This is a genomic window from Pseudomonas botevensis, from assembly GCF_019145475.1.
Taxonomy (GTDB): domain Bacteria; phylum Pseudomonadota; class Gammaproteobacteria; order Pseudomonadales; family Pseudomonadaceae; genus Aquipseudomonas; species Aquipseudomonas botevensis.
The window spans coordinates 1-24,487 of sequence record NZ_JAHTKI010000039.1; the positions used below are offsets into that span (position 1 = coordinate 1).

Sequence of the window (24,487 nt, forward strand, 5' to 3'; positions counted from 1 at the left end):
AACAAGACCCGCAGCACCTTCAAGACCCTGAGTTCACCGGGCGGCAAGGGCTACAACGAGTTCCGCATCGAGGACAGAAAAGGCGCGGAGCAGATCTACCTCCACGCCCAGCGCGACTGGGACGAAAACATCGAGCACGACCAGAAGATCCGCATCGGCAACGAACGGCACGACACGGTCGAGGCCAATGTGCTCAGTGAGTTCAAGGTGGAAGAACACCGGATTACCTACCTGGATCGTGTCAGTGAGATGCGGGCGGACGACCACCTGACGGTGGGTGTGACCCAGCATGTGAAGGTGGGGACGGCGCAGTTTGTCGAGGCCGGGACGGAGATTCACTACCACGCGGGCGAGAAGGTGGTGGTTGAAGGGGCCATGGAGCTGACGGCCAAGGCTGGTGGCAGCTTTGTGAAGGTTGATGTCGGCGGCGTGACCATCAGCGGCTCGGAGGTGAAGGTCAACTCCGGCGGCGGACCGGGCGCGGGTAGCGGCATTGCGATCAAATTGCCGACGCCGGTAACACCCGCCGACACCGATGCGGCTGGCAAAACCCTCGGTATTGCCCCGCTCAACACGCCGATTCCTGCCGCCAGCCTCGCGGCACCGAAAACCGCATCCACCCCGACCAGCGCCCAGACCCGGCTCGCGCAACAGAACCTGCAGGCCAAAAACCTGGTGGCCGCCGCCAAAAGCGGCGTGCCGTTCTGCGAGGTATGCAATAAATGACTCAATTTCGCCCGAGTCTGAGTGAATGGCTGACCACCGAACTATGGCCACAAGGCTCCGGCGTCGGCACCTCAAAGGCATACGCCTTGCTGGACGGCGCCCGCGACCCACGTATCGAACCGTTGGTTCGCACCAGCGGCGCTGAGTTTTCCTGCCTGTACGCCGGAAAACTCTCAACGGAGCTGTCCGCTGCTGCGCCGTATCTGCTGCACCTCGATCCACAGCAACCCTATACAAGGCTCGTACTGGAACAAGGCTGGGGGCAAAGTTGGGGCTGTTTCGCCGTCGCACCGACGCACGTCACCTTCGACGAATTACGCAGCCACTTCCGTACCCTGCTGCGGGTGCAAGGCCCGGATGGCAATCTTCTCGTCTTTCGCTTTTATGATCCCCGGGTGCTGCGCGTGTACCTGCCGGCGTGTACGACAGAAGAGCGCCTGGCCGTATTCGGTCCGGCAACCCGACTCGTCAGCGAAACCGGCACCGGGCACTCGCTGATCAGCTATTTGGCGGACCCGGCGGGTGGAGCTGGCGCTCAAGTGAATATCTGGCCATCTGGACAGTCTGACCCGTAACAACCCGTTCAAAGCTCGACCAGTTCGCCCTCCTCACCCGCGATGGCATCGTATACCCCTACTGCCCCGTCCTTACAGATGTTCAACGTGTGTTGCACCCCCGTCGCAATGACAGGGTCATCCCCCGCCTTGCGGGCCTTGACCGCTTTATCCGAAAAACTGGTATCGGTTTCGAAACCCACCAGGCTGGAGAAAAGAGACGCCGAAATACTCTGTTCGGAATAAGCCCGGTGTTTTGAGCCGCCTGTACCGTGGACGATTGTATGGGACGGATCATTGATGCCGAACCGTTGCATTGAAGGCAGCTCAAGGACACGCTTGACCACACTGGTATAGGGATGCGACCACTGCATGTCGGCACTGACAAACACATATCCGGGATTGACCACCTTGAGAAAATCCGCGTTCGAGCCAGCTTCCGCACCGTGATGGCCAAGCTTCAGCGCACAGCAGTTCTTGATGGTTGCGGCATGGTTGGTGACCAGCACGGCCTCTACCGTTTTCTCGGCATCCCCCATGAACAGCAATCTTTTGTCCCCTGCATCGGTCCTTACCGTGAAGAGAATACACAAGCTGCTGGCATTCACCGGGGTTTCACCGTGCGTCGGCACCACGTTGGCGGACAAGACCTGGACGTGGACAAACTCGTCGATTCGCTCAGGCAATTCGCCGGTAAATGCGGGGGTGAACTCTTTCGCCGCGCCTACGAATTTACGGAACTGATGCATCGTTTCGGAGCCCGAAAACGGGTTGGCGGAAGCTGCGGTGTAATCGCTCAACTCCCCCCCCAGACAGTAACTGCCCACCTGGATCAAGGGCATGTCATTGCCCTGGTCGAATTTGTAATGCAGCAAGGCAGACAGAAGATTGTAATGATCACGGTCAGCGTGAGTGATGTAGACCCGATCAATTTTGGGGGCCGGCAATTTGCGCTCATGCATCAGCGCCAGCAACCTCGCACGCACAAACGTGAGCGCTTCAAGACCCGCTACCTTTTGATTGAGCGTCGAACCACAGTCGATGAGCACCGTGTAGCCCGACTTACGGCAGATAATCAGCGTGCTGTCACCCATTCCGACATCCAGATAATGCACTTCCAGCAGCACATCCTCTTCTTTCTCGTCGTCTTCAAGCTCCATGGCCGTTTCGACGTCAGACGCCATGCTGCCGCCGACGCTTTTCAAACAAGGTTGTATCAGAGAGCTTTGCGCAGGCATTGCGCTGTACTGGGTCTGGATCTGAGGGACGGAGCTGGACGACATTGACGGTGCACTGATATCGCCAGAACGATCCCCCCGGATGCGCCTGGCCAACTCCAGATCCTTCGTCGTCAACAGGCTTCTTGGCGGGTAATGACTCCACGAATCCGGTGCCACCCATAAGCGACCATTGCACGTCGGGCAATACCAGACAGTGCGGTCGTAGCATGCCTTGCACAAAACCCTGCCCGACACGCAAGTGGGGCATTTGATCGGTTTGATGGGAGGAACCAGAGTGCCACAGCCTGCGCAGCTCATGGCGTCACCTGAGGAGCGGCATCGGCTTCGAGCGCAGACAGAATACGAGCCATGCGGGTGTCATCGGCTTGCGATGATTGCAAGAGAATCGCCTGGACCTGCGGACGGCTTTCAAAGCCTGGCTCAAGCAAACGCAACGAGGCGTAGCAGCAGTAATCACGATGAGCGCTAAATCCTGCCACTTGTGCATCACTCACGGCACGGTCGGCGAACGCTTGCAGCTCCTCTGGAGTCAGGCGCTGGATCATATCGTGATGGTGGTCCTTCAGGTGCTGCACAACCCGGGCGCAGGTCATACCTGTAAAGGCGTCTTCCATGAGCAGCCACTGCTGCTGCGAAATCGTCAGCATCCCTTCTTCCGTCCCTGACAGGTAGAAAACCCAACCGGAAAAACACGTTACCCACCGGGCAACCTGCCGAAGAGTAGCATTCCTTTGACGATCGTCACCATGTCAGAGAACGCCGGATCTGTTCTATGCCAGAACACTGACCAGCAGTTAAGGATCTACCGCGCGAAGCGGTTTCACTTAAACCGGAGAAATCGTCGCCAGCACACCAATCAAAATGGTCAGCGTCAGAAAGCCACCCAGGAAAATCGCCATCTTAGTCATGAAGCTCTCCTCAATGCAGAGTTTGCGGTGCACCGGGGGCTTCCGGATGAAGCTCGCCGCGAGTGGCCGCAATGCAGGGTCATTTTGAGCCCACGACTGAGATCGTTACAGATGCAGATCAGACAGAAAAAAGCGGATCAGATGCACATCGCTCTGCCGGAGACTGCATCGTCTGATCTTCAAAGCCTATAGGCAGGTATTCAGATCAACGCCGATGATTCCAATCCCGACACTTTGATCTACAGTCTCTGGCGTCCCGTGAAGAACAACAAAAATACAGGAGTGATCCATGTCCGAACTGAACCTGCACCCCGCCGCTGCCGAGTCCCTGAACCGCTGGCACAGCATGATCCGCACCGGCGACCTGAGTGCCCTGCCCGAGCTGCTGGACGCCAACGCCGTGTTCCGCTCGCCGATGGCCCACACGCCCTATCCGGGTGGCCAGGTGGTGTCGATGATCCTCAGCACCGTGTCCAAGGTGTTCGAAGACTTCGAATATCACCGTGAACTGGCAACGGCGGATGGCTTGAATGTGGTGCTGGAATTCAGTGCCAAAGTGGGCGCCAGGGAGCTGAAAGGCATCGACATGATCCGTTTCGATGAGCAGGGGAAGATTGTCGAGTTTGAGGTGATGGTGCGACCGTTGAGCGGGTTGCAGGCGCTGGGCGAGGAGATGGGGCGACGCCTGGGCGCCTATCTGGCGGCCGCGAAGGCCTGAATCTGCGGCACAAAAAAGCCCACTGACCGTTACCGGTTCAGTGGGCTTTGTGTGTCAGACGTCTGAATTACAGAGCCATGTCACGTGCAGCGCTTTCTTTCGGAGCTGGCGCTTTTTCAGCCGCAGCGTCCGCCGCCGGAGCGGCAGCCTGACCAATCACCGGAGGGGTTGGCAGTTGCAGGACCTTGGCGGTGTAAGCCCACTCTTCAGCCACTTTGGCTGGATCGTTGTTCAGCTGGGTGCCGTAGCTTGGAACGATCTGGTGCAGCTTGGCTTGCCACTCAGGAGTGGCGACTTTGTCTTTGAAGACTTTCTGCAGCACGCTCAGCATGATCGGTGCAGCGGTCGATGCGCCTGGCGATGCGCCCAGCAGACCGGCGATGGAGCCGTCCTGCGCGGCAACGATTTCGGTGCCCAGTTTCAGCACGCCACCGGCAGCTTCATCACGCTTGATGATCTGCACGCGCTGGCCGGCCTGCCACAGGCGCCAGTCTTCCGCTTTCGCGTTCGGGAAGTATTCCTTCAGCGCGTTCATGCGGTCTTCATCCGACAGCATCAGTTGACCGGCAAGGTACTCGACCAGCGGGTATTCCTTGATGCCCACACGGGTCATTGGCCAGATGTTGTGGGTGGTGGTGCTGGTCAGCAGGTCCAGGTACGAGCCTTCTTTCAGGAACTTGGTGCTGAAGGTCGCGAATGGGCCAAACAGGATCACGCGCTTGCCGTCCAGGACACGGGTGTCCAGGTGCGGAACGGACATCGGCGGTGCGCCAACCGAAGCTTTACCGTAGGCCTTGGCCAGGTGCTGCTCGGCGATGGCCGGGTTATCGGTCACCAGGAACGAGCCGCCGACCGGGAAGCCAGCGTATTCCTTGGCTTCAGCAATGCCCGACTTCTGCAGCAGGTGCAGGGCACCGCCGCCAGCGCCGATGAACACGAACTTGGCATCGGTTTCAGTCTTGGTGCCGTCTTTCAGGTTTTTGTAGCTGACGCGCCAGGTGCCGTCGGCGTTCCTGGTGATGTCCTGCACTTCGCTCGACAGTTTCAGGTCGAAGTTAGGCTTGGTCTGCAGGTAACCGGCGAACTGACGGGTGATCTCGCCGAAGTTCATGTCGGTGCCCAGCGGGCTCCAGGTAGCGGCGATCTTCTGGTTCGGATCGCGGCCTTCCATCATCAACGGGACCCACTTCTTGATGACTTCCGGATCTTCGGAGTACTGCATGCCGGCGAACAGCGGGCTCGCCTTCAGGGCTTCGTAGCGCTTTTTCAGGAACTTGATGTTGTCATCGCCCCACACGAAGCTCATGTGCGGAGTGGTGTTGATGAACGAGCGCGGATCTTTCAGCACGCCTTGGCGAACCTGCCAGGACCAGAACTGACGGGACACCTGGAACGCTTCGTTGATCTCGACGGCTTTCGGGATCGTTACGTTGCCCTTGTCGTCTTCCGGGGTGTAGTTCAGTTCGGCCAGAGCCGAGTGACCCGTACCGGCATTGTTCCAGCCGTTGGAGCTTTCCAGGGCGACGCCGTCAAGGCGCTCGACCATCTCCATCGACCAGGTCGGTTCCAGCTCATTGATCCACACACCCAGGGTGGTGCTCATGATGCCGCCACCGATCAGCAGCACATCGACTTTCTTTGCTTCGGCAGCATTGGCGGAAGACATCCCCATCGCCAAAGCCAGCCCCAGCAAGGCTGTGTTCACTTTTTTAAACATCTGTTGCACCTATGATAAAACGCCTTCCGCCCGCCGCTGTTGTGCGTGTGCGATCCCTTTTGTGCAACGCTCAGGCTAGCGTCACGGGTCCGGCACACTTCAATTTTGACGGGTGGGCACGCAAGGCCGACATACCGCATCGACCTCAGTTAATGTCCCTTCTGAACTGACTTCTTATCATTATTGGCTTCAGCTACTTGAGCGACAGGTATTCCGTCAGCCCCCCCCTTAAGGCGGGCAAACTGAATGTAGGTCAAACCAAGTTGGCGCGAAGAATATCACGTCAGGGCAAACCCGCGCGTCTGTTCGCGACCGGAGAGTTTTCCGATGGTTCCTGAAGACTTCCTTGTGCGGGAAGAAACCTGCTAAGTTGTACGACGACTGACAAATATCCAGTCATTCGAATCCCCTACAACAACAAGGAATACCCATGCACAAAGCCAAACTGCTGTTCGGTTTCTTCTGCGTGTTCAGCGGCTATGTCGCCGCAGCGCCCGCCCCGGCCGAAAAAGACGTCGCCCAAGCGGTCGATCATCTGACCCAGGCCATGCTGCACAAGGACATCGCCGAACTCCAGGCCCTCACCGCCGACAACCTCACCTACGGCCACTCCAGCGGCAAGATCCAGGACAAACAGGCGTTCATCGCCGACATCGAAACCGGCAAGAGCGCATTCAAGACCCTGGAGATGCAAAACCAGACCATCACCCTGTCCGGCGATACCGCCCTGGTGCGCCATCACTTTTCGGGCCAGGCGATCAAAGGCAGCGAGGTGGTGCCGACTGAAATCGAGAACTTCCAGGTGTGGCAGAAGCAGCATGGGAAGTGGTTGCTGGTGGGGCGGCAGGCGTTCAAGTTCTGATAGCAGCCGCGCGGGGAGCATGAAGCTCGATGCCTTCCCGTCAATTGTTGGCGTTTGAGCCGGTCTCTTCGCGGGCAAGCCCGGCTCCCTCAACATTCGACTCTGTGGGAGCCGGGCTTGCCCGCGAAAGCATCCACCCCTGACACCGCCAATGCCGGTTATCCCCTCATAACCTGAACCGATCCACCGACTGCGCCAACGCCCCCGCCAGACTCGACAGCTCGTCCGTGGTATTGGCCGTCTGCCCGATCACCTTGCTGTTGCCCTCGGACATGCCCGCAATCATTTCCACCTGATGGGCAATCTCGTTGCTCGCCTGGCTCTGCTCGCCGATGGTGCGGGTGATGTCATTGACCAGTTGTGTGGTGCTGAGGGTGGCGTCGAGGATTTCGCGGATGGCGCGTTCGACGTCGGCCGTCACGGCCATGCCTTTGTCGACCTGGGCCACGCCCGCTTCCATGCTGCTGACCGCCTCGCGGGTGCTGTGCTGGATGCGGGCGACCATCGCGGCGATTTCCTGGGTTGAGGCGCTGGTGCGCGCGGCGAGGCTGCGGACTTCATCGGCGACCACCGCAAAGCCCCGGCCCTGCTCACCGGCCCGGGCAGCTTCGATCGCCGCATTGAGCGCCAGCAGGTTGGTCTGGTCGGCGATGCTCTTGATCACCTGAATGATGTTGAAGATGCCTTCGGATTCCTGATCCAGGGTGCGGATGACGTGTGCCGACTGCTGCGCGGAGCGGGCGATGTCGTCCATGTCGCTGACCACTTGATGGATCACCTGGCCGCCATTCTTCGCCAGGGCCTCGGCCTGATTGGCCATGCTCAACGCACGTTCGGCGTGGCGGGTGATTTCCTCGATGCTGGCGGTCATCTGGCTCGCGGCGGCGGCCATGGTGCCGGCGGCGGTGCTTTGCTGCTGGCTGCTGTCGGCCACCTGATGACAGCCGTGGCTCAGTTGCTCGCTCATGCCGCTGACGCCGTGGGCGTTGCGTCGCACCACGTCGATCATGTTGCGCAGGTCCCGTTGCATGGTCGCCAGGGTGCGGATCAGCGCGCTGGCTTCATCCTTGCCGGACGGTTCGATGATGGTTTCGCCGAGGTTGCCATGGGCAATGCTTTCGGCGATCCGGCTGGCGGACTTCAGCGGTCCCATGATGCTGCGAATCACCCAGCGGCCCTGGGCCAGCAGCAACAGGACGCTGGCCAGCAACACCACGCCGAGGGCGATATTGGCGTTGCGGATCGCCGACTCGGTGCCCTCGCTGGTCTGCCGGGTGTTGGTTTCGATCAACTCGCTGAGCGCGGCCATCTGCTCTTCGAGCTGCCCGAACACCGTGTTGAATGCACCAAGCTCCTGTTGCGCCGCATCCGGTTGTTCAAGGGCGAGGCCGACAATTCGTTCGCCGGCGTTGATGTACGTATCGAGGCTGGGCTTGATCTGCTCCAGCGCCGTGCGGATCGTGCCGTTGACCGGCAGCTTGAGGTTTTCCTCCAGCACCTCGCGAAAGTGCGCCGCGTGCTCATCGACCGACGCCCGCGCCTCGTCGGCACTGCTGGTGCTCTTGCCCAGGCCCACCAGCATCGCCGAATACACATCGGCGCGCAGGGCGTCGTGCATCATGTCGGCCTCCATGTGGTTGCGCAGCGCGGTCATGCTCACCGCATTTTCGCTGACCGCCGAGGCCATCCGCAGATTGCCGACGTAACTGACCAGACTCACGATCAACGCCGTCAGCAGGCTGGTCGCGATCAGCAACACCAAACGCAGTTTGATCGACACCGTGAAATCCTCCGTGGGCGCGCTGGGATACGCCTGTCAGGGATTCAGTTAAGCCTATTTCCATCGGTCTGCCGCACCGGAACGTCGCAACCTGTATCCGCGCCCGGCGCCAGGGAATCCGGACTGTGCGGCGCGTCGCAATTCGCGCGTCCTTACCGCCCGGCCTTTCGCACGGAACTCCCGCGTGGCCGCGCACCTCTGACGTTATGTGGTACTTCCTTTTTGCTAGAAGCTGTTGGAGGAACACCGTCATGCGTCGTTTATTACTCGTTTCATCGCTCATGTTGTGCCTGCCCTTCGGCTCGGCCTTGGCCCGTGTGGACGCGGGCGATGTCGCCACTTCCGCAGGCGTTTCCGCGTCCCTGTACTCGACCTTCAAGGACCACAAAATGGTGATTCCGGCCCGTGACGACTTGTCCGCATTCGTCGCCAGCGGCGGGACGATCCGTGGCGTGTACCTGGAATCGGTGCTGCAGCAGGTTCGTCAGGCAAATCCCGGCCTGAATGCCAGCGACGAAGATCTGGCGAACGCCATCCTCGTTCATTACGAAGGCCTGTCTCAGTAAGCCAGCACGCTCGACAGTGGTGGTCGACCGGATTCGCCACCCTTTGGCTCTGCCGATGGACGGCATTCGAACGGCCATGGGCAAAACCGTCGAACGGCCTCTATGATGGAGGCCATGACGATTTCCGCTCCCCTCCGTTCCCCCTGCCCGCCCGGTGCCTGCGATTGTGGGCGCGAGCCGTTGCTGGAAAGGCCCGGCGCGGATGTGCGCATCCTGCTGCTCACCCGCCAGGAAGAACAACGTCTGCTCGAACGCCTGGAAAACCTGCAAAGCCTGGCCGATCTCGAACGCCTGCAACGCAGGATGTTCGAGCAACTGGGTATTCGCGTGGATATCTCACCCGGCTTCAATGAAGTGCGCACCATGCGCGGGATCGAGATTCAGATCGATGAACTTCCGGGGATGTGCCGCAAGACACGCAAGACCATCCCTGCCGCCATCCGCCGAGGACTGGAGCGCCATCCGGAAGTCGCCTTCGAACTGCTCAACGCCCACGACTTGCTGCGCAACGCCTGATCATTTCTTCAGACCCAGCCGCTTGCGCATGTCGGCGGTGATGCTCTGACGGGTTTTCTTCAGATCCGCCCAAGGCTCGTCCCCGACCTCCGCCAGGCGCTCATAAACATTGTGTATGTTCCACTGATTGCCCCCCTTCAGGTCTTTGACTTCATCGCGATAGATCGGCACCGACACCGGCAAGCCGTCCCGCGTGCGCGCCGCATAAGCGCAAATGGTGGTGGCGCCCAGGCCGTTGCGCAGGTAATCGATAAAGATTCGTCCCACGCGATTTTTCGGCCCGGACACCGCAGAAAACCGGTCCGGCAACAAGTTCGCCATGTGGCTGACAATGGCGTGGCTGAAATCCTTGACCTCATCCCAACCCAGCTTGCGGGTCAGCGGCACGACCAGGTGAATGCCCTTGCCGCCACTGGTCTTGAGGAAGGCCTTGAGGCCCAGTTCGTCCAGCACCGTCAGGGTCAGGGCGGTGGCTTCGACCATGCTTTTCCACGGCAGCGCCGGGTCCGGGTCAAGGTCGAGGACGAAGCGGTCGGGTTTCTCCAGCGCCACCGTGGTGGCGTTCCAGGTGTGCAGTTCCACCGTGCTCATCTGCACGGCGCCGATCAGCGCCTCGGCGTTGTTGATCAGCATCATCGGCTGGCCGGTCAGCTCTTTGTCCAGCGTCTGGATGCCGGGGATCGCCAGGCGCTCGGCGTTTTTCTGGAAGAACAACTCCCCGGCAATCCCGTCCGGCGCACGCACCAGCGCCACCGGGCGATCCTTGAGCTGCGGCAGAATGAACTCGGCGACGCTGGCGTAATACTCGGCCAGTTGCATTTTGGTGGTGCCGCTGCTGGCGTCGATCACTCGATCAGGATGCGTGATACGCACCTTGCCGCCGGCCAGATCCGCTTGGGAAGGTGCAGTCGCAACAGCCTTCTTCAACGGTTTGCCGGCAGCGGCTTTTTTCGCCTTTGAAGTCTTCACGGGTTGGGCTCGCTCCTCGGTGATGGCCTTCGCCGGTTTGTCATCGCGCAGACCATGAAACACCGCATGACGCACCGAGCCGTCCTGGGTCATCTCGGCGAACGATACTTCCGCCAGCAGACGCGGCTTGAGCCAGTGAACGCCCTTGGCCTCGAAACCAGTGGGCGGGTTGGCCAGCGCCGATTGCCTGACCTGCAACGGTTTGAGTTGCGCGTGGATGTGGTTCAGGGTCGTCTGGGTAAACCCCGTGCCGACCTTGCCGGCGTAGCGCAATTCACCGCTGTCGCGATCATGCAGCCCAAGCAGCAGCGCACCGAACGCATGGCGCGAGCCTTTCGGATCGTTGAAACCGACCACCACGAATTCCTGCCGATGTTTGCACTTGAGCTTGATCCAGTCGCTGCTGCGGCGCGACACATAGGGCGAGCCGAGGCGTTTGCCGATCAGCCCCTCCATTTGCATCTGACAGGCGCTGTTGAGCAGCGCGTCCGGCGCTTCATCGAAGGCTTCGGAGAAGCGCAACTGCGGCTGCTCATGACCGTTGAGCACCGTCGCCAGCGCCGCCCGCCGCTCTTGCACCGGCACTTCGCGCAGGTCGACGCCGTTGAGGTACGGCAGGTCGAACAGGTAGTAGGCGATGTTGCCGCTGCGCCCCGAATCGAAAGCATTCTGCAACGCCTGGAAGTCCGGTACGCCGTCTTCATCAGCCACCACCATTTCCCCGTCGAGCCACGCCGACTCCAGTTTCAGCGCCTTGAGGGCTTCGACCTGCTGCGGCAGTTTGTGGGTCCAGTCGTGGCCGTTGCGGGTAAACAGTTGCACCTCGTCATGATCGATGCGCGCCATGATCCGGTAGCCGTCGAACTTGATTTCGTAGCTCCAGTCCCCTGCCGGCGTGCTGTCGACCAGGGTCGCCAATTCAGGTTTCAGCGTGGCCGGAAGTTTGGCCTTGCGTGCGCCGGACAGTTTGCCGGACGCTGCTTTGCCGGCCTTGGCTGGCGCCTTCTTGAGGGGCTTGACCTGCTTGGCGGCGAGCTTCGGCTTGTCGACGATGCTGCGCTCGCTGAGCACACTGTCCGGCTCGGCCACCAGCACGTCGTAATCCTCCTGCGGGCGGGCGGCGCCGTCCTGATGCTTGATCAGAAACCACTGCTCTTTCTTGCCCGGCATGTGGGTGCGCACCAGGTTCCAGATCCCCGCCAGTTTCTCGCCTTGCAGTTCGAATTTGAGCTTGCCCCTGGCGTAGGCCTGTTGCGGATCGTCGAGGGGAATCCACACCCCGCGATCCCAGACAATGACGTCCCCGGCGCCGTAATGCCCCTCGGGAATGTTGCCCTCGAAGGTCGCGTAATCCAGCGGATGGTCCTCGACATGCACCGCCAGGCGCTTGACCTTGGGATCGAGCGATGGCCCCTTGGGCACCGCCCAACTCTTCAACGCGCCATCGAGTTCGAGGCGAAAGTCGTAATGCAGGTGCGAGGCGTCGTGCTTCTGAATGCAGAACTGCAAGGCATGCTCGCCAGCGGACTTGCGGCCGGTGCGCTTGACCGCCGCCGGCTCTGACGTGCCCGAAAAATCGCGCATGCGGTTGTAGTCGTCGAGGTTCCTGTTCATGGGCTCACCGGGCTCGGACTGGCTCTGTTATGCAGAAGAGCGACAGGCGCGGTGAAAAATTCAATCGACATGAAAAAGCCCCGGACGGGTGGAACGTCCGGGGCTTGTGATTGATCGTTTTTAGCCTTTGATCAGGCGCCACCCCTGGCCTGCTGTTCCAGATGCACTTGCAACTCGGGATCGATCTGCAAGGCCGCCGCCAGCTCATCCAGATAATTGCGTTCGGCATCCTGCTGATCGTCCACCAGCATCACGCTCGCCAGGTACATTTCTGCTGCCACCGCCGGATCATTCTGCGCGGCCTGGGCCACTTCGCTGGCGTCCAGCGGCTTGGCGACCTCGGCGTCGAGCCATTGCTGCAATTGCGGGTCGTCGGTGTGTTTGCCGATTTCCGTGCCGATCATTTGTTTTTCCGATTCGTCGATCCGCCCGTCAGCCTTGGCTGCCGCAATCAGCGCGCGCAGGACAGCGTGACTGTGTTCCTCGATTTGCGGGCCGGCCAGCAGATCCGCCGTTTGCGGCATCTGTTGCGGCGCCGCCGACGCCTGGCTGCGTTGCCAGGCCTGATACGCCTGGAACGCCATCATCCCCAGTGACGCGAGCGCGGCGTAATTGGTGCCGCCGGAGCGGCTCTGCGATCCGCCGCCACCCAGCGCGCCGCCCAATGCACCGCCGCCGCCCAGCAAACCACCGAGCAAACCGCCCAACCCGCCAAGACCGCCGGGCGCCCCGCCGCTACTGTTACCACCGCCGCCCAGCAGACCACCGAGCAAGCCGCCCAGATCGCCCAGCCCACCGCCGGCCGCAGCGCCACCTTGTTGTCCCGCCGAGGCCTGGCCCCGCAGCAGTTTTTCCAGCAGATCACCGGTGTTCATCACGTCGTCCTCAGGCATTGGCGCAATTGCGTCTGGCAACAATAGACCGCCGCGCGGGTTGTGCCAGCACCGTTGGGCTGACGCCTGATGCCTGTCACCGATTTCTCCAGCGTGTTTTTCGCGGCCAGCTAAGATTCAAGGAGGGTGAACCTTATCCCGGCCTCACCGGTCGATAGCTGCAACCCCGACCCGGTTAGCCGGCGCCCTTGCCGCCAAGGGTGAGTCCCGGCTTGCTTCACTTTCTGGAGAACGCCCCGTGATATCGACCGTCCACATCGCCAGGCTCAAGGCCTGGGGCGCCCATGGTTTTACCGCGACTGGCGTGGTCACTGCATTTCTGGCCACCCTCGCCCTGCTGGAAAACCAGCCGACCCACTGCCTGATGTGGCTGGGCGTGGCGCTGATCGTCGACGGGCTCGACGGGGCGCTGGCGCGCAAGGTCAACGTGCAGTCGGTGTTGCCGAGTTTCGACGGCTCGATCCTCGATCTGGTGATCGACTATCTGACCTACGTGTTCATCCCCGCCCTGTTCATCTATCGCTACATTCCGCTGCCGGACTACACCCTGCTGCTGACAGTGTCGCTGATTCTGGTGTCGTCGCTGTTCTGCTTCTGCAACGTCAACATGAAGAGCAAGGACAACTACTTCCAGGGTTTCCCCGCCGCGTGGAACGTGGTCGCGCTGTGCCTGTACATCATTGCGCCAGGGCCGTGGATCACGCTGCTGACCGTCATCGGCCTGGCCCTGCTGACCGTGACCCGGATGAAGTTCCTGCACCCTTTCCGGGTCCGCCGGTTCATGCCGATCAACATTGCGGTGACAGCAATCTGGCTGCTGTGCAGCCTGTCGCTGGTGCTCAACCATCCGGTGATCAATCCGCTGGTGATGGGCCTGTGGCTGTTGATGTCGGCGTACTTTCTCGGCATCTGCATCTGGCGCACGGCGCTGGAGTGGTTCGATGCTTCGCACTTGAAATAGGTATTGCATGGCGATCCATATTGTCCGGCTGGGCTCGCCGCGCGGGCCTGATGAAGGCTTGCGCCTGGGCACCGTACGCCGCCCGCCCCGGGGCGTGCCCAAGGCCGAATTTGCCACCCGGGATTTTTACGATGTATGGCAACCGCAGTTGTCCCCCAGCGCCGAACTGGTGGCCGAAGCCCTGTCGGCGCACGACGCCAAGGCCTGGGCGACGTTCGTGCGCAAGTTCAAGGCCGAAATGAAGCAACCGGCGGCCAGCCACCTGCTGGATCTGCTGACGGCGCTGTCGCACCAGACTTCGTTTGCGCTTGGCTGCTACTGCGAGGTCGAGGCGCATTGTCATCGCTCGGTGCTGCGGGAGTTGCTTGCAGCGCGCGGGGCGCAGATTGCCGAATCGTCCCATATCTCCTGAACTGGAGAAGCTCATATACCGGTTTTTTGAATCTCGGCAAGTACACTGAGAGATGGACATATCAGAAGTAAAAAAGTAGCTTTGTCACCACTATCTACGCTTGAAATTTTTTTTATAGTGGCCATGGAGGGTTGAGTGTGCACCAACCAATTGAAAAACGATTGAGAAACCACTTCCCGATCATATTCAATCAAACCAACTCAGTAGACCCGCAGGAATATCACAAAGAATTCAAGACATTTATTGACGATGCCATTTCAACTTCAAGCCCATTCCTTAGCTCCGAAGCAACCCGCTATCAATCCATTCTCTTGTACACTTCGCTCGTTTTCGCTGCGCTATTTTTTCTTGATATAAAACATTTCAAAATTGTTGACCTTGAAATAGCCGTTAGCAGCAAAATGTTTTTCATCTATTCACTGTTCATTATCCTGATCTGCGTTGCATTTTTTTCCAAAGCCTGGATTGATTACAAGCGCTGGAATCTCATGCGTGAGAAAAACTCATACTCGACTGGAAAACTAAGTGAACTGATAAACCTCGGGCTATTGAGAAAAAATATAGAGTTACATTACTGGGGAAAGACCTTCGATATGATCGGCGAGCGCTATCAGGTGTACAACGCTGCGCTGGACAGAGTCATGACAAGGACAAAAATGGTTCCTATGCGATCAAGCGCCAGCTTTATCAATATCGAAGATATCGAAAAGATTCCAGAACTCACGCCGATCATTGAAGCGAAAGATGAATGGCTACATGATCTTGATTCAGTTCTAAATGAAGCATCTACTGCATTCCAAGCGGAGTGCGAACCGATATTCATACACCATGAAGAGGTAAAAAATGACCCCTTTCCTTTCGGGGCAAACAACTCTTACGACATGATAAGAGCCGCTTATGAAAAAACTCTAGAGCCGTGGTTAATTGCTCGCAACAACTTGACGGACGAGTGGTGCAGTCGGTCATTCAGGGTAGATACCAGCTCTCAAGAGAGCCAGATGTTTGAAGGCCTTTTGAACGTTCACAAACAGCTCAAATACATGCGATTCATGTATATATCGGTAGAAATCATTCTTCCCATCGCATTCGCCCTCTCTATCGCGGCATATGTCTACATAAGTTACCAACAGGGACTTTCACCTCCGTAGGAATACTCGAGGATCCAGGCTTGCTCGCGATAGCAATTATCCAGCTGCCATCAGCCGACTGAAATACCGCTATCGCAAGCCGACTCGCTCCTACAGGAGGTTCTTGTGAGCCTGAATCAGCGCTTGGTAATCACCACCTCCAGATACTCGCTCGGCAGCACCATCGAGTCCGGCCCTGCGCGGTTGAGGCGGTCGATCAGTTCGGTGAGGTCGCTTTCCAGGGCCAGGCCGCTTTCCGGTGGCAACGCGGCGAAGGCTTTGTGTACCGGTCCGTACCAGTGGCGGAAGATATCGATGAAGTGCGCTGCCGAACGATAGCGGAAGTTGAAGTGACGGCGGGTCACCTGGATCTGGAAGTTGCGGTCATCGAAGTGCGAATGCAACCAGGCTTCGGCGCCCCAGTTCGACGGCGGTTGGGCGCCGGCCGGTGGCGGCAGATGGCGACCGAGGGTCTTGAACATCTGACCGACAAAGCCTTCCGGCGTCCAGTTGGCGAGGCCGATCCGTCCACCGCGTCGGCAGACTCGCGCCAGCTCCTTCGCGGCCGCCGCCTGATCCGGTGCGAACATCACGCCGAAGGTCGACAGCACTGCGTCATAACTGCCATCGGCGAACGGCAGCGCCTCGGCGTCGGCAACCTGAAAGGTCACGTCCAGATGCTCGGCCCGCGCCCGGTCCTGGCCGCGCTCCAGCAAGGCCGCGACATAGTCGGTGGACGTCACGAGGCAACCACGCCGCGCCGCCGCCAGGGTTGCGTTGCCGTTACCGGCGGCGACGTCCAGCACCTCGTCATCGCAACGCAGGTCGCAGGCTTCGGCGAGGTTTTCGCCGACGATCTGCAACGTGGTGCCGATCACCGCGTAGTCGCCGCTCGCCCAGGCGACTTTCTGGCGTTCCTTCAGGGCATTGAGATCAATCGGGGTACTCATGAATCATGCTCCGCAGCAGATTGAACCGACCGTCATTCGGCCGTGGTCGGATCGATGGTCGTCACGACCCTGGCCACACTGTTGGCAGGAAAGCCGCCCAGCCGCGCGTGCTCGCGCACCTGCTCTTCGTCGGGGGCGATGTACACGCAATAGATTTTGTCGGCGGTCACGTAACTGTGCAGCCACTGCACCTGCGGCCCGAGTTCACGCAGCACGCTGCAGGACTTTTGAGAGATGGCGTTGAGCTCTTGCTCCGATAGCTTTCCGGCTCCTGGAATCTCGCGTTCAATCACGAATTTCGGCATGGCAACCTCGCTTTCTTTTTATCGGTGGCAGGCTCGGTGGAACCTGCCGAGCCACTATCGCGCGCGGGCCGTCCGGCGTCCCTGCCAATCGTCCGGAGAGCCCGTAAAAACGCGGTCTGGCCGATGAATGGCGGGATTTTGTAAAGGCCCCGAAACACTGTCGGGGATTGCCAATGCGCGAAGTTATCGGCTCTTATGCACGCCCGACCCGCGAATGGATTGCGATCATGTCTTTGCGCCTCGAATGGCTCGCCCGGCACATGCACCACAGCGACACCTACGCCGAATGGATTCACCGGCAATTCGCCTATGAATACGCCGATCAACCCCTGGCCGAATGGCAGCGGCAATTTGCCGAAGGCCAGACCAATGGCGACTGGCCGTGCCTGATCGCGCTGGATGGCGAACGCCTGTTGGGCGGCGCCGCGCTGGCCAGGGCCGACCTTGATCGGCGGCCGGATCTCGGCCCGTGGCTGGCCTGTGTGTTCGTCAGTCCCGAGGCGCGCGGCCAGGGGTTGGCGGAACGCTTGATCGAAGGCATCAGCCAGGAGGCTAAACGGCGTGGCTGGCCGCGTTTCTATCTGCACACGCAGAACAAACAGGACTACTACGCCAAACGCGGCTGGACAGTGATGGAGCGTTTTCACGCCTGGGAAAAGGAGCAATGGCTCATGGTGCGCGACCTGTGAGCCATTGAGGTGGACAGCTCAGGCAGCAGGCGCCTGAGCCTCTTGCAGCAGTTGCCGGATCATGTGTTCCTGAGTCTCGTAGCTGCCCTCTCCAAAGTGGCTGTAGCGCACCTGCCCTTTGGCATCGATCAGGTAATGCGCCGGCCAGTACTGGTTATCGAAGTGGCGCCAGATCGCGTAATTGTTGTCGATCGCCACCGGGTAGGTGATGCCCAGTTTGCGCACCTGCTCCTTGACGTTGTCGACTATCCGCTCGTAGCCATACTCCGGTGTGTGGACGCCGATCACCACCAGGCCGTCCTTGCCGTACTTCTTCTCCCACGCTTTGACGTATGGCAGCGTGTGCTGGCAGTTGATGCAGTCGTAAGTCCAGAAGTCCACCAGCACCACTTTGCCGCGCAGGGCTTCGGCACTCAGCTCCGGCGAGTTGAGCCATTGCACGGCGCCGGCCAGCGATGGCATCGCGCCTTTGCTGCCTTCGTCCATGGTCGAATCCGCACGGACTTTGCTGATGAAGTAGTCGACCACTTTCGGCGCGTTTTCCAGCACGCTTTTCTCGACACTGGCGACGCCTTCGGACGACGTGCCCGCCAGCAACGATTTGTCGGCGCCGGTGGCGATCACCGCTGCGGCCGCCAACACCGCCACTCCGGCGCCACGACGGAACCAGCCCGTGAGCGGAATCGACGATTTCAGCCAATTGACCAGCCCGCGACCGGCGAAAATCAGCGTCCCCAGCGACAACGCGCTGCCCGCACCGTAGGCCAGCAGCAACAGACTGGTCTGGGCATTGGCGCCTTGCAGCATCGCGCCGGTGAGGATCACACCGAGAATCGGCCCGGCGCACGGTGCCCACAGCAGCCCGGTGGCGACACCAATCATGATCGAAGCCATAGGCCCGGCCTTTTTGCGGGTGTCCGGATCCAGGCGATTACCCAGCAGCACGAACGGCCGCGCCAGCCAGTCACCGATCCGCGCGGAAATCAGCGACAGGGCAAACAGCGCCATCACGATCAGGGCAATGTGGCGGCCGGTGTTGTTGGCCTGGACCACCCACTCGCTGCTGACCACCGCCAGGCTCGAGATCACGGCAAAGGTCAGGGTCATGCCGGCGAGCGTCAGCAGGATCGAAGAGCGGGTGCGGTCGGCGCCGGCAAACAGGAACGGCACCACCGGCAGGATGCAGGGGCTGAGGACGGTCAACAGACCGCCCAGGAAAGCGATGAGAAACATGGGAGGTCACCTCGCAGCAATGTCGTATCGTGGGTGATTGATCAGTTGTCGTTGTGGCAGTCGGCGAATTTGCTGTAGTCGAGCACCTGGGTCTGGCCGGCCGAATCGAGGTAGGTCATGCGGGTGTCGACGATGCCGCAGGTGGTCGCGTTGTCCTGTTTCAGCGAGATCACTTTCTGGATATCCAGATGGGTGCCGTAGGTGTAGGTTTTCGGGGTGACATCGGCTTCGGCGCGGGCCGACAGGGTGCAGATGTTCAGTGCGGCAAACAGGCAGGCGGCGACGATGGATTTGTTGCTCATGGCATGTTCCTCAAGGCTTCAATGGGTCGTTCGGTGGATTGAGCCGAGGCGTTTCAGGTGTGCCTCGATGGAGCTCATTTAAGGCTCGCGAGGTATCTCGTATGTGTCGGGAGGCGGCGGGTATCAATCGTTAAGTATCCCCGGCACGCAGGGATACACAGCGATACAAAAGCCTGTGAGAATCGCGTTTTTGCGTCGACATGTATCCGTCGTGACGCCAGATACAGTGCAATACAAACGCAGCGAGGCGAGCCTGCGCGGGCGCTATAGACTGCATGGCATTCCCCCCTTGATAGAGGTTTGGCCCGATGGATCATGTCGATCACATTCTTATCGTCGATGACGACCGCGAGATTCGCGAGCTGGTCGGCAACTACCTGAAGAAGAACGGTCTGCGCACCACGGTGGTCGCCGATGGCCGGCAGATGCGCAGCTTTCTGGAAGCCAACACCGTCGACCTGATCGTCCTCGACATCATGATGCCCGGCGACGACGGCCTGCTGCTGTGCCGCGAGTTGCGCGCCGGTAAACACAAGGCCACGCCGGTGCTGATGCTCACCGCCCGCAACGACGAAACCGACCGCATCATTGGCCTGGAAATGGGCGCCGACGATTACCTGACCAAACCGTTCGCCGCCCGCGAGTTGCTGGCACGGATCAACGCCGTGCTGCGGCGCACGCGGATGCTGCCACCCAACCTGGTGGTGACAGAGGCCGGCCGGCTCCTGGCGTTCGGTCGCTGGCAACTCGACACCTCGGCCCGCCACCTGCTGGACACGGACGGCACCATGGTTGCCCTGAGCGGTGCCGAATACCGTTTGCTGCGAGTGTTCCTCGATCACCCGCAGCGGGTATTGAGCCGTGACCAGTTGCTCAACCTGACCCAGGGCCGCGATGCCGATCTGTTCGATCGCTCGATCGATCTGCTGGTCAGCCGCTTGCGCCAGCGCCTGCTGGATGACGCCCGCGAACCGGCCTACATCAAGACCGTGCGCAGCGAAGGCTATGTGTTCTCGCTGCCGGTGGAGATTCTCGGAGCGCCCGCATGACGTTCGCCCTGCGCTGGCCGCGCACCTTGGCCTCGCGGTTGTCGCTGATTTTCCTGATCGGCCTGATCCTCGCTCAGGCACTGTCGTTCGGCGCGCAGTATTACGAGCGCTACGAAAGCGCGAAGAACACCATGCTCGGCAACCTCGAAACCGACGTTTCGACATCGATTGCCATCCTCGACCGCTTGCCCGCCGCCGAACGCCCGGACTGGCTCAAACGCCTGGCGCGCAACAACTACGGTTACCTGCTGAGCGAAGGCGAACCGGGCACGCCGATCGGGCCTGGGGATGTGCCGATTGCGGTGACCTCGATCACCGACGCGATCGGCGAGGCGTATCCGCTGACCTTCACTGACATTCCCGGCCCGAAAAAACACTTTCAGGGCCATCTGCGCCTGAGCGACGGCAGCCCGGTGACCATCGATGTGCGGCCGTCGATGGTGCCGCTCTCGCCCTGGCTGCCGGCGGTATTGCTCGGGCAACTGGCGCTGATGATCGCCTGCACCTGGCTGGCGGTGCGCATCGCCATCCGTCCCCTCACCCGCCTCGCCAATGCCGTGGAAACCCTCGACCCCAACGCCCATGCCGTGCATCTGGACGAACAGGGGCCGAACGAGGTGGTGTATGCCGCCCGCGCATTCAACTCGATGCAGGCGCGGATCGCCGCGTACCTCAAGGAACGCATGCAACTGCTGGCGGCGATTTCCCATGACCTGCAAACGCCGATCACCCGGATGAAGCTACGCGCCGAATTGATGGACGACTGCACGGAAAAAGAAAAACTGTGGAACGACCTCGGTGAAATGGAGCATCTGGTGCGCGAAGGCGTGGCCTATGCCCGCAGCATCCACGGCTCGACGGAAGAAAGCCGGCGCACCGACCTCGATTCGTTCCTCGACAGCCTGGTGTTCGACTATCAGGACATGGGCAAGGACGTGCAGCTGGCCGGCAAGAGCGAAGCGGTGATCGACACGCGCCCCCATGCCCTGCGCCGGGTGCTGGTGAACCTGACCGACAATGCCTTGAAGTTTGCCGGCAGCGCCGAGCTGCGGGTCGAACGCCAGAAGGCCGGGCTGTCGCTGAAAGTCCTGGATCGCGGCCCCGGCATCGCCGAAGCGCAGCTGACCCAGGTGATGGAGCCGTTCTACCGCGTGGAAAACTCGCGCAACCGCAGCACCGGCGGCACCGGCCTCGGTCTTGCCATCGCCCAGCAACTGGCCATGGCCCTCGGCGGCTCGCTGACCCTGAGCAATCGCGAGGGTGGTGGATTGTGTGCCGAGCTCAAATTGCCGCTGCACTAGAAAATCGGTCACTCACTCCAGTGTGAGAGCAACGGTCTTGGGCTCCCTCTCCCACAAAGGCAACTCCTGCCAATGTGGGAGCGGGCTCTACCAGCCCACAACACCGTCCTCGTGCATCTGCCGCAACAACACCAGCCCGCTGTCGATGAATGACGCGGTCACCGGCAGACCGGCCTCCGTTGCCAGCGCTTCGAGCTGTTCACGACCACTGAGCGCCGGAAACTCCGCGATACGCTGCAACAACCGCCAGGCCAGGGGGCTCAGTTCAGAAAACTTCACGCTCCAGTCCGCTGCGCGCCGAACCAGCAACAGGGTCGGTTGAGCCGGTGGCGTGGTGGGCTGTTGATCCGGGCCGAGCCTCTGCACCGGCCAGGTATACGCCAGCGGCCAGGCCAGCGCCGACACTTGCAACGGTCGCCCGAGCAAGCCGTCCGGGTCGCTCGGCGGCAGTGGCTCGGCATCGGATTGCTGCAAGACCATTTCCACCCACTCGTAATGGGCCAGTTCCACCAAAAATGCCGGCCACTCACCCGTGCGCAGCACTTGCGGTTGTGCCGCGAGGTAACCCACGAACTCCTCGGCAATCTCGCCGAATTTTGGCGTCTGCGCCCGGTGGTCCCGCAGGAACCCGCGTACCAGCGTGCGCCAGCGCTCGTCGCCAATGATCCGGATCAGCACCGGAAACGTGCCGCCGAGCAATTGCGAAACATTGTTGAACACCAGATCGCGATAGACATTGACCCGCGCCGCGTTCATGTCGGCCGGTGGTGCCTGGTTTTGCGGATCGCGCAGATAACGGGTCAGGGATTGTTGTTGCAGCAGCAGGTTATCCACGATCGCGGCCCTCGGTTTGCAAACGGCGGATGGTCTGCAGCTCGGCGACCAGTTCGGAAAACGCCGGGAAGTTGAAATCCCGCTCAAGCAAGGTCGGTTGCGCACCGAACCGGGCATAAGCCTCGGCCAGCAGCGACCAGACCACCGGTTTTACCGATGCGCCATGGGTGTCGATTTTCAGCGTATCGGACTCATCGAAATGCCCGGCCACGTGCATGCCGACCACCCGCCCCGGTTCGATCCCGGCCAGAAAGCCGTGGGGATCGAAACTGTGGTTGATCGAATTGACGTAGACGTTGTTCACGTCGAGCAACAGGTCGCAATCGGCCTCGCGCAGCACGGCGTTGGTGAAGGTCACTTCGTCCATGTCCTGACGGGGCGCGGCGTAGTAGGAGACGTTTTCCACTGCCAGGCGCCGGCCGAGAATGTCCTGGGCCTGGCGGATCCGCGCGGCGACGTGGCGCACGGCCTCTTCGGTGAACGGCAACGGCAGCAGATCGTAGAGATGGCCGTCATCGCTGCAATAGCTCAGGTGTTCGCTGTACAGCGGCACGTTGTAGTGATCGAGAAACCCGCGTACCTCATGCAGAAATCCGACGTCCAGCGCCGCCGGACCGCCCAGGGATAACGACAAGCCGTGACACGACAGCGGATAACGCTCCGCCAGCCCGCACAACGCCGCGCCATGGGCACCGCCGACGCCGATCCAGTTTTCCGGGGCGACTTCCAGAAAGTCGAAATCACCGCTGCGCGCGGCTTGCAGGTCTTTCATCAGGCCTCGGCGCAGGCCCAGGCCGACGCTGGCCTGTGGGGTTGATTGAAGGGTTGGCATGGCACTGACCTCGAAGGTATGGGGACAGTCCACAGTGGAACCGGCGACTGTATCGCGGCTGTGTTCAACCGCCCCGCTGATTGCCAGCCGCTGTATCCAGCGGGCGGCTGGATACACAGCGATACACGGCCATCGCCCGCAATGGCTCTCATCACTCACAAAAGCGGCGCCAGTCCCGGGCCGGGGCTAGACTCATTCATTACCCAGTCGAGGGGGTCGCAGGGTGCCACTGGCGCCCTGCCCGTTTCCACGACCACCGCCCGGTGGCATCTGCCTCGACCCACAATGCCGCCGGACTGTGATCCTGTAACAGGAGCACATGTGATGGACGAGACCAGACTCAACGAATTCATGGGCAAACTGGTCAACGACATGGGCGGCGCGGCGATGCTGGCCAATGTCATCGTCGGCGAGGAGCTCGGCCTCTACCGGGCCATGGCCGACAGCCAACCGATCACCCCGGAAAGCCTCGCCGAAAAAACCACCTGCAACCCACGACTGGTCCGCGAATGGCTCAGCGCCCATGCGGCTTCCGGCTACATGGAACACCTGGACGGCAAATTCCGCCTGCCGGAAGAACAGGCTCTGGCCCTGGCCATCGAGGAATCGCCGGTCTACGTCGCCGGGGGCCTGGGGGTGGTGGCGTCGTTTTTCCATGACAAGGACAAACTGGTCAAAGCCATGCGCGGCAACGGCGCCCTGCCCTGGGGCGATCACCATCCGTGCATGTTCACCGGCACCGAACGGTTTTTCCGCCCCGGCTACAAAGGGCATCTGATCGCCGAATGGCTGCCGGCGCTGGATGGCGTGGTGGCTAAGCTCGAAGAAGGCGCCAAAGTCGCTGACGTCGGCTGCGGCCATGGCGCTTCCACGGTGATCATGGCCCAGGCCTATCCCAACTCGCGCTTCGTCGGGTTCGACTACCACGAACCGTCGGTCACGGTTGCCACCCAGCGCGCCGAGGAAGGTGGGGTCAGCAGCCGTGCGCGATTCTTCCAGGGCACCGCGAAAGGTTTTCCCGGCGAGGACTATGACCTGATCTGTTATTTCGACTGCCTGCACGACATGGGCGACCCGGTGGGCGCGGCGCGGCATGCCTATGAATCGCTCAAGGACGACGGCACGGTGCTGCTGGTCGAGCCGTTCGCCAACGATACGCTGGACGACAACATCAACCCGGTCGGGCGGCTGTTCTACGCGGCGTCGACGTTTATCTGCACGCCGAACTCGCTGTCCCAGGAAGTCGGCCTCGGCCTCGGCGCACAGGCGGGCGAGTTGCGCCTGCGCAAGGTCTTTACCGAAGCCGGGTTCAGTCAGTTCCGACGGGCCACGCAAACGCCGTTCAACCTGATTCTGGAGGCGCGCAAGTGACCTGATGCCAAGCCCTGTGGCGAGGGCGTCTGCTCCCTCGCCACATTGACAGTGCTA

Annotated in this window: 25 protein-coding genes and 1 pseudogene; 13 read left to right on the forward strand and 13 right to left on the reverse strand. The window is 60.7% G+C overall.

Translation table 11 applies throughout. The features are described from left to right. Both KVQ74_RS28505 and KVQ74_RS28510 read left to right on the forward strand, forming a co-directional pair. Positions 1–726: bacteriophage T4 gp5 trimerisation domain-containing protein (locus tag KVQ74_RS28505; protein ID WP_404822778.1), on the forward strand; the 726-nt coding region annotated here is incomplete at its 5' end. Further along, positions 723–1,301, forward strand: coding sequence for a DUF4123 domain-containing protein (locus KVQ74_RS28510; RefSeq protein WP_217834705.1), 579 nt, complete (start codon positions 723–725; stop codon positions 1,299–1,301). The genes KVQ74_RS28505 and KVQ74_RS28510, both read left to right, overlap by 4 nt. 8 nt (positions 1,302–1,309) lie before the next feature. Here KVQ74_RS28510 and KVQ74_RS28515 read toward each other — a convergent pair whose 3' ends face one another. Continuing rightward, the gene (locus tag KVQ74_RS28515) at positions 1,310–2,635 is read right to left on the reverse strand and encodes a ComEC/Rec2 family competence protein (RefSeq protein WP_217834706.1); all 1,326 of its coding nucleotides are present in this window, start codon (positions 2,633–2,635) and stop codon (positions 1,310–1,312) included. A 179-nt stretch (positions 2,636–2,814) separates the two neighbouring features. After that, entirely contained in the window at positions 2,815–3,168 is a 354-nt protein-coding gene (locus tag KVQ74_RS28520) for a hypothetical protein (RefSeq protein ID WP_217834707.1), read from the reverse strand. A 550-nt stretch (positions 3,169–3,718) separates the two neighbouring features. Here KVQ74_RS28520 and KVQ74_RS28525 point away from each other — a divergent pair. Beyond that, the gene (locus KVQ74_RS28525; protein WP_217834708.1) at positions 3,719–4,147 is read left to right on the forward strand and encodes a nuclear transport factor 2 family protein; all 429 of its coding nucleotides are present in this window, start codon (positions 3,719–3,721) and stop codon (positions 4,145–4,147) included. A 67-nt stretch (positions 4,148–4,214) separates the two neighbouring features. Here the strand turns inward: KVQ74_RS28525 and mqo are convergent, their stop codons facing one another. Further along, complete coding sequence (gene mqo / locus KVQ74_RS28530; protein WP_217834709.1) at positions 4,215–5,864, reverse strand: malate dehydrogenase (quinone); 1,650 nt, start codon at positions 5,862–5,864, stop codon at positions 4,215–4,217. A gap of 430 nt (positions 5,865–6,294) precedes the next feature. On the opposite strand from mqo, the gene KVQ74_RS28535 reads away from it, so the two are divergent. Continuing rightward, positions 6,295–6,726 (forward strand): nuclear transport factor 2 family protein, encoded by a 432-nt coding sequence (locus tag KVQ74_RS28535; protein WP_217834710.1) that lies wholly within the window; start codon positions 6,295–6,297, stop codon positions 6,724–6,726. Between the two features lie 166 nt (positions 6,727–6,892). Here the strand turns inward: KVQ74_RS28535 and KVQ74_RS29725 are convergent, their stop codons facing one another. Further along, positions 6,893–7,756 carry a methyl-accepting chemotaxis protein gene (locus KVQ74_RS29725; RefSeq protein WP_404822781.1) on the reverse strand — a complete coding sequence of 288 codons (864 nt, stop codon included), beginning with the start codon at positions 7,754–7,756 and terminating at the stop codon, positions 6,893–6,895. Beyond that, positions 7,751–8,506, reverse strand: a pseudogene (locus KVQ74_RS29730) (MCP four helix bundle domain-containing protein); the annotation flags it as partial. The pseudogene KVQ74_RS29730 and the gene KVQ74_RS29725, both read right to left, overlap by 6 nt. Before the next feature lie 251 nt (positions 8,507–8,757). On the opposite strand from KVQ74_RS29730, the gene KVQ74_RS28545 reads away from it, so the two are divergent. Both KVQ74_RS28545 and KVQ74_RS28550 read left to right on the forward strand, forming a co-directional pair. Further along, positions 8,758–9,072, forward strand: a complete 315-nt coding sequence (locus KVQ74_RS28545) for a DUF2388 domain-containing protein (RefSeq protein ID WP_217834712.1) — start codon at positions 8,758–8,760, stop codon at positions 9,070–9,072. 114 nt (positions 9,073–9,186) lie between these two features. Further along, positions 9,187–9,588: a hypothetical protein gene (locus KVQ74_RS28550; protein ID WP_217834713.1), complete on the forward strand. Its 402-nt coding sequence runs from the start codon at positions 9,187–9,189 to the stop codon at positions 9,586–9,588. Here KVQ74_RS28550 and ligD read toward each other — a convergent pair whose 3' ends face one another. Beyond that, positions 9,589–12,171, reverse strand: a complete 2,583-nt coding sequence (ligD, locus tag KVQ74_RS28555; RefSeq protein ID WP_217834714.1) for a DNA ligase D — start codon at positions 12,169–12,171, stop codon at positions 9,589–9,591. Positions 12,172–12,302: 131 nt separating this feature from the next. Then, positions 12,303–13,046: a tellurite resistance TerB family protein gene (locus KVQ74_RS28560; RefSeq protein WP_217834715.1), complete on the reverse strand. Its 744-nt coding sequence runs from the start codon at positions 13,044–13,046 to the stop codon at positions 12,303–12,305. A gap of 256 nt (positions 13,047–13,302) precedes the next feature. On the opposite strand from KVQ74_RS28560, the gene pcsA reads away from it, so the two are divergent. From pcsA to KVQ74_RS28575, 3 genes are all read left to right on the forward strand, one after another. Then, positions 13,303–14,025: a phosphatidylcholine synthase gene (gene pcsA, locus KVQ74_RS28565; RefSeq protein WP_217834716.1), complete on the forward strand. Its 723-nt coding sequence runs from the start codon at positions 13,303–13,305 to the stop codon at positions 14,023–14,025. A 7-nt stretch (positions 14,026–14,032) separates the two neighbouring features. Further along, a complete protein-coding gene (locus KVQ74_RS28570; protein ID WP_217834717.1) occupies positions 14,033–14,437 on the forward strand; it encodes a DUF488 domain-containing protein in 405 nt (134 codons plus the stop codon). Between the two features lie 137 nt (positions 14,438–14,574). Next, the gene (locus KVQ74_RS28575) at positions 14,575–15,585 is read left to right on the forward strand and encodes a hypothetical protein (RefSeq protein ID WP_217834718.1); all 1,011 of its coding nucleotides are present in this window, start codon (positions 14,575–14,577) and stop codon (positions 15,583–15,585) included. A gap of 116 nt (positions 15,586–15,701) precedes the next feature. On the opposite strand, the gene KVQ74_RS28580 is transcribed toward KVQ74_RS28575, so the two are convergent. After that, positions 15,702–16,514: a class I SAM-dependent methyltransferase gene (locus KVQ74_RS28580; protein WP_217834719.1), complete on the reverse strand. Its 813-nt coding sequence runs from the start codon at positions 16,512–16,514 to the stop codon at positions 15,702–15,704. A gap of 32 nt (positions 16,515–16,546) precedes the next feature. After that, positions 16,547–16,819, reverse strand: coding sequence for a DUF4242 domain-containing protein (locus KVQ74_RS28585; protein WP_217834720.1), 273 nt, complete (start codon positions 16,817–16,819; stop codon positions 16,547–16,549). Between the two features lie 227 nt (positions 16,820–17,046). Here KVQ74_RS28585 and KVQ74_RS28590 point away from each other — a divergent pair, with 227 nt between their 5' ends. Next, complete coding sequence (locus tag KVQ74_RS28590) at positions 17,047–17,508, forward strand: GNAT family N-acetyltransferase (protein WP_217834721.1); 462 nt, start codon at positions 17,047–17,049, stop codon at positions 17,506–17,508. 18 nt (positions 17,509–17,526) lie between these two features. Here the strand turns inward: KVQ74_RS28590 and KVQ74_RS28595 are convergent, their stop codons facing one another. Together KVQ74_RS28595 and KVQ74_RS28600 are read right to left on the reverse strand one after the other, a co-directional pair. Continuing rightward, complete coding sequence (locus KVQ74_RS28595) at positions 17,527–18,741, reverse strand: cytochrome c biogenesis protein DipZ (RefSeq protein WP_217834722.1); 1,215 nt, start codon at positions 18,739–18,741, stop codon at positions 17,527–17,529. A 41-nt stretch (positions 18,742–18,782) separates the two neighbouring features. Next, complete coding sequence (locus tag KVQ74_RS28600; protein ID WP_217834723.1) at positions 18,783–19,043, reverse strand: DUF2790 domain-containing protein; 261 nt, start codon at positions 19,041–19,043, stop codon at positions 18,783–18,785. Between the two features lie 308 nt (positions 19,044–19,351). Here KVQ74_RS28600 and KVQ74_RS28605 point away from each other — a divergent pair, with 308 nt between their 5' ends. Together KVQ74_RS28605 and KVQ74_RS28610 are read left to right on the forward strand one after the other, a co-directional pair. Next, positions 19,352–20,092 carry a response regulator gene (locus tag KVQ74_RS28605; protein ID WP_217834724.1) on the forward strand — a complete coding sequence of 247 codons (741 nt, stop codon included), beginning with the start codon at positions 19,352–19,354 and terminating at the stop codon, positions 20,090–20,092. Beyond that, positions 20,089–21,393 carry an ATP-binding protein gene (locus KVQ74_RS28610; protein WP_217834725.1) on the forward strand — a complete coding sequence of 435 codons (1,305 nt, stop codon included), beginning with the start codon at positions 20,089–20,091 and terminating at the stop codon, positions 21,391–21,393. Before KVQ74_RS28605 ends, KVQ74_RS28610 begins: the two co-directional genes overlap by 4 nt. Before the next feature lie 87 nt (positions 21,394–21,480). Here the strand turns inward: KVQ74_RS28610 and KVQ74_RS28615 are convergent, their stop codons facing one another. Then, complete coding sequence (locus tag KVQ74_RS28615; protein ID WP_217834726.1) at positions 21,481–22,227, reverse strand: HvfC family RiPP maturation protein; 747 nt, start codon at positions 22,225–22,227, stop codon at positions 21,481–21,483. Beyond that, positions 22,220–23,059: an HvfB family MNIO-type RiPP peptide maturase gene (locus KVQ74_RS28620; RefSeq protein ID WP_217834727.1), complete on the reverse strand. Its 840-nt coding sequence runs from the start codon at positions 23,057–23,059 to the stop codon at positions 22,220–22,222. The genes KVQ74_RS28615 and KVQ74_RS28620 overlap by 8 nt, the downstream gene beginning before the upstream one ends. Before the next feature lie 324 nt (positions 23,060–23,383). Here KVQ74_RS28620 and KVQ74_RS28625 point away from each other — a divergent pair, with 324 nt between their 5' ends. Next, positions 23,384–24,430 (forward strand): class I SAM-dependent methyltransferase, encoded by a 1,047-nt coding sequence (locus tag KVQ74_RS28625; RefSeq protein ID WP_217834728.1) that lies wholly within the window; start codon positions 23,384–23,386, stop codon positions 24,428–24,430. The last annotated feature ends 57 nt before the right edge of the window (positions 24,431–24,487 follow it).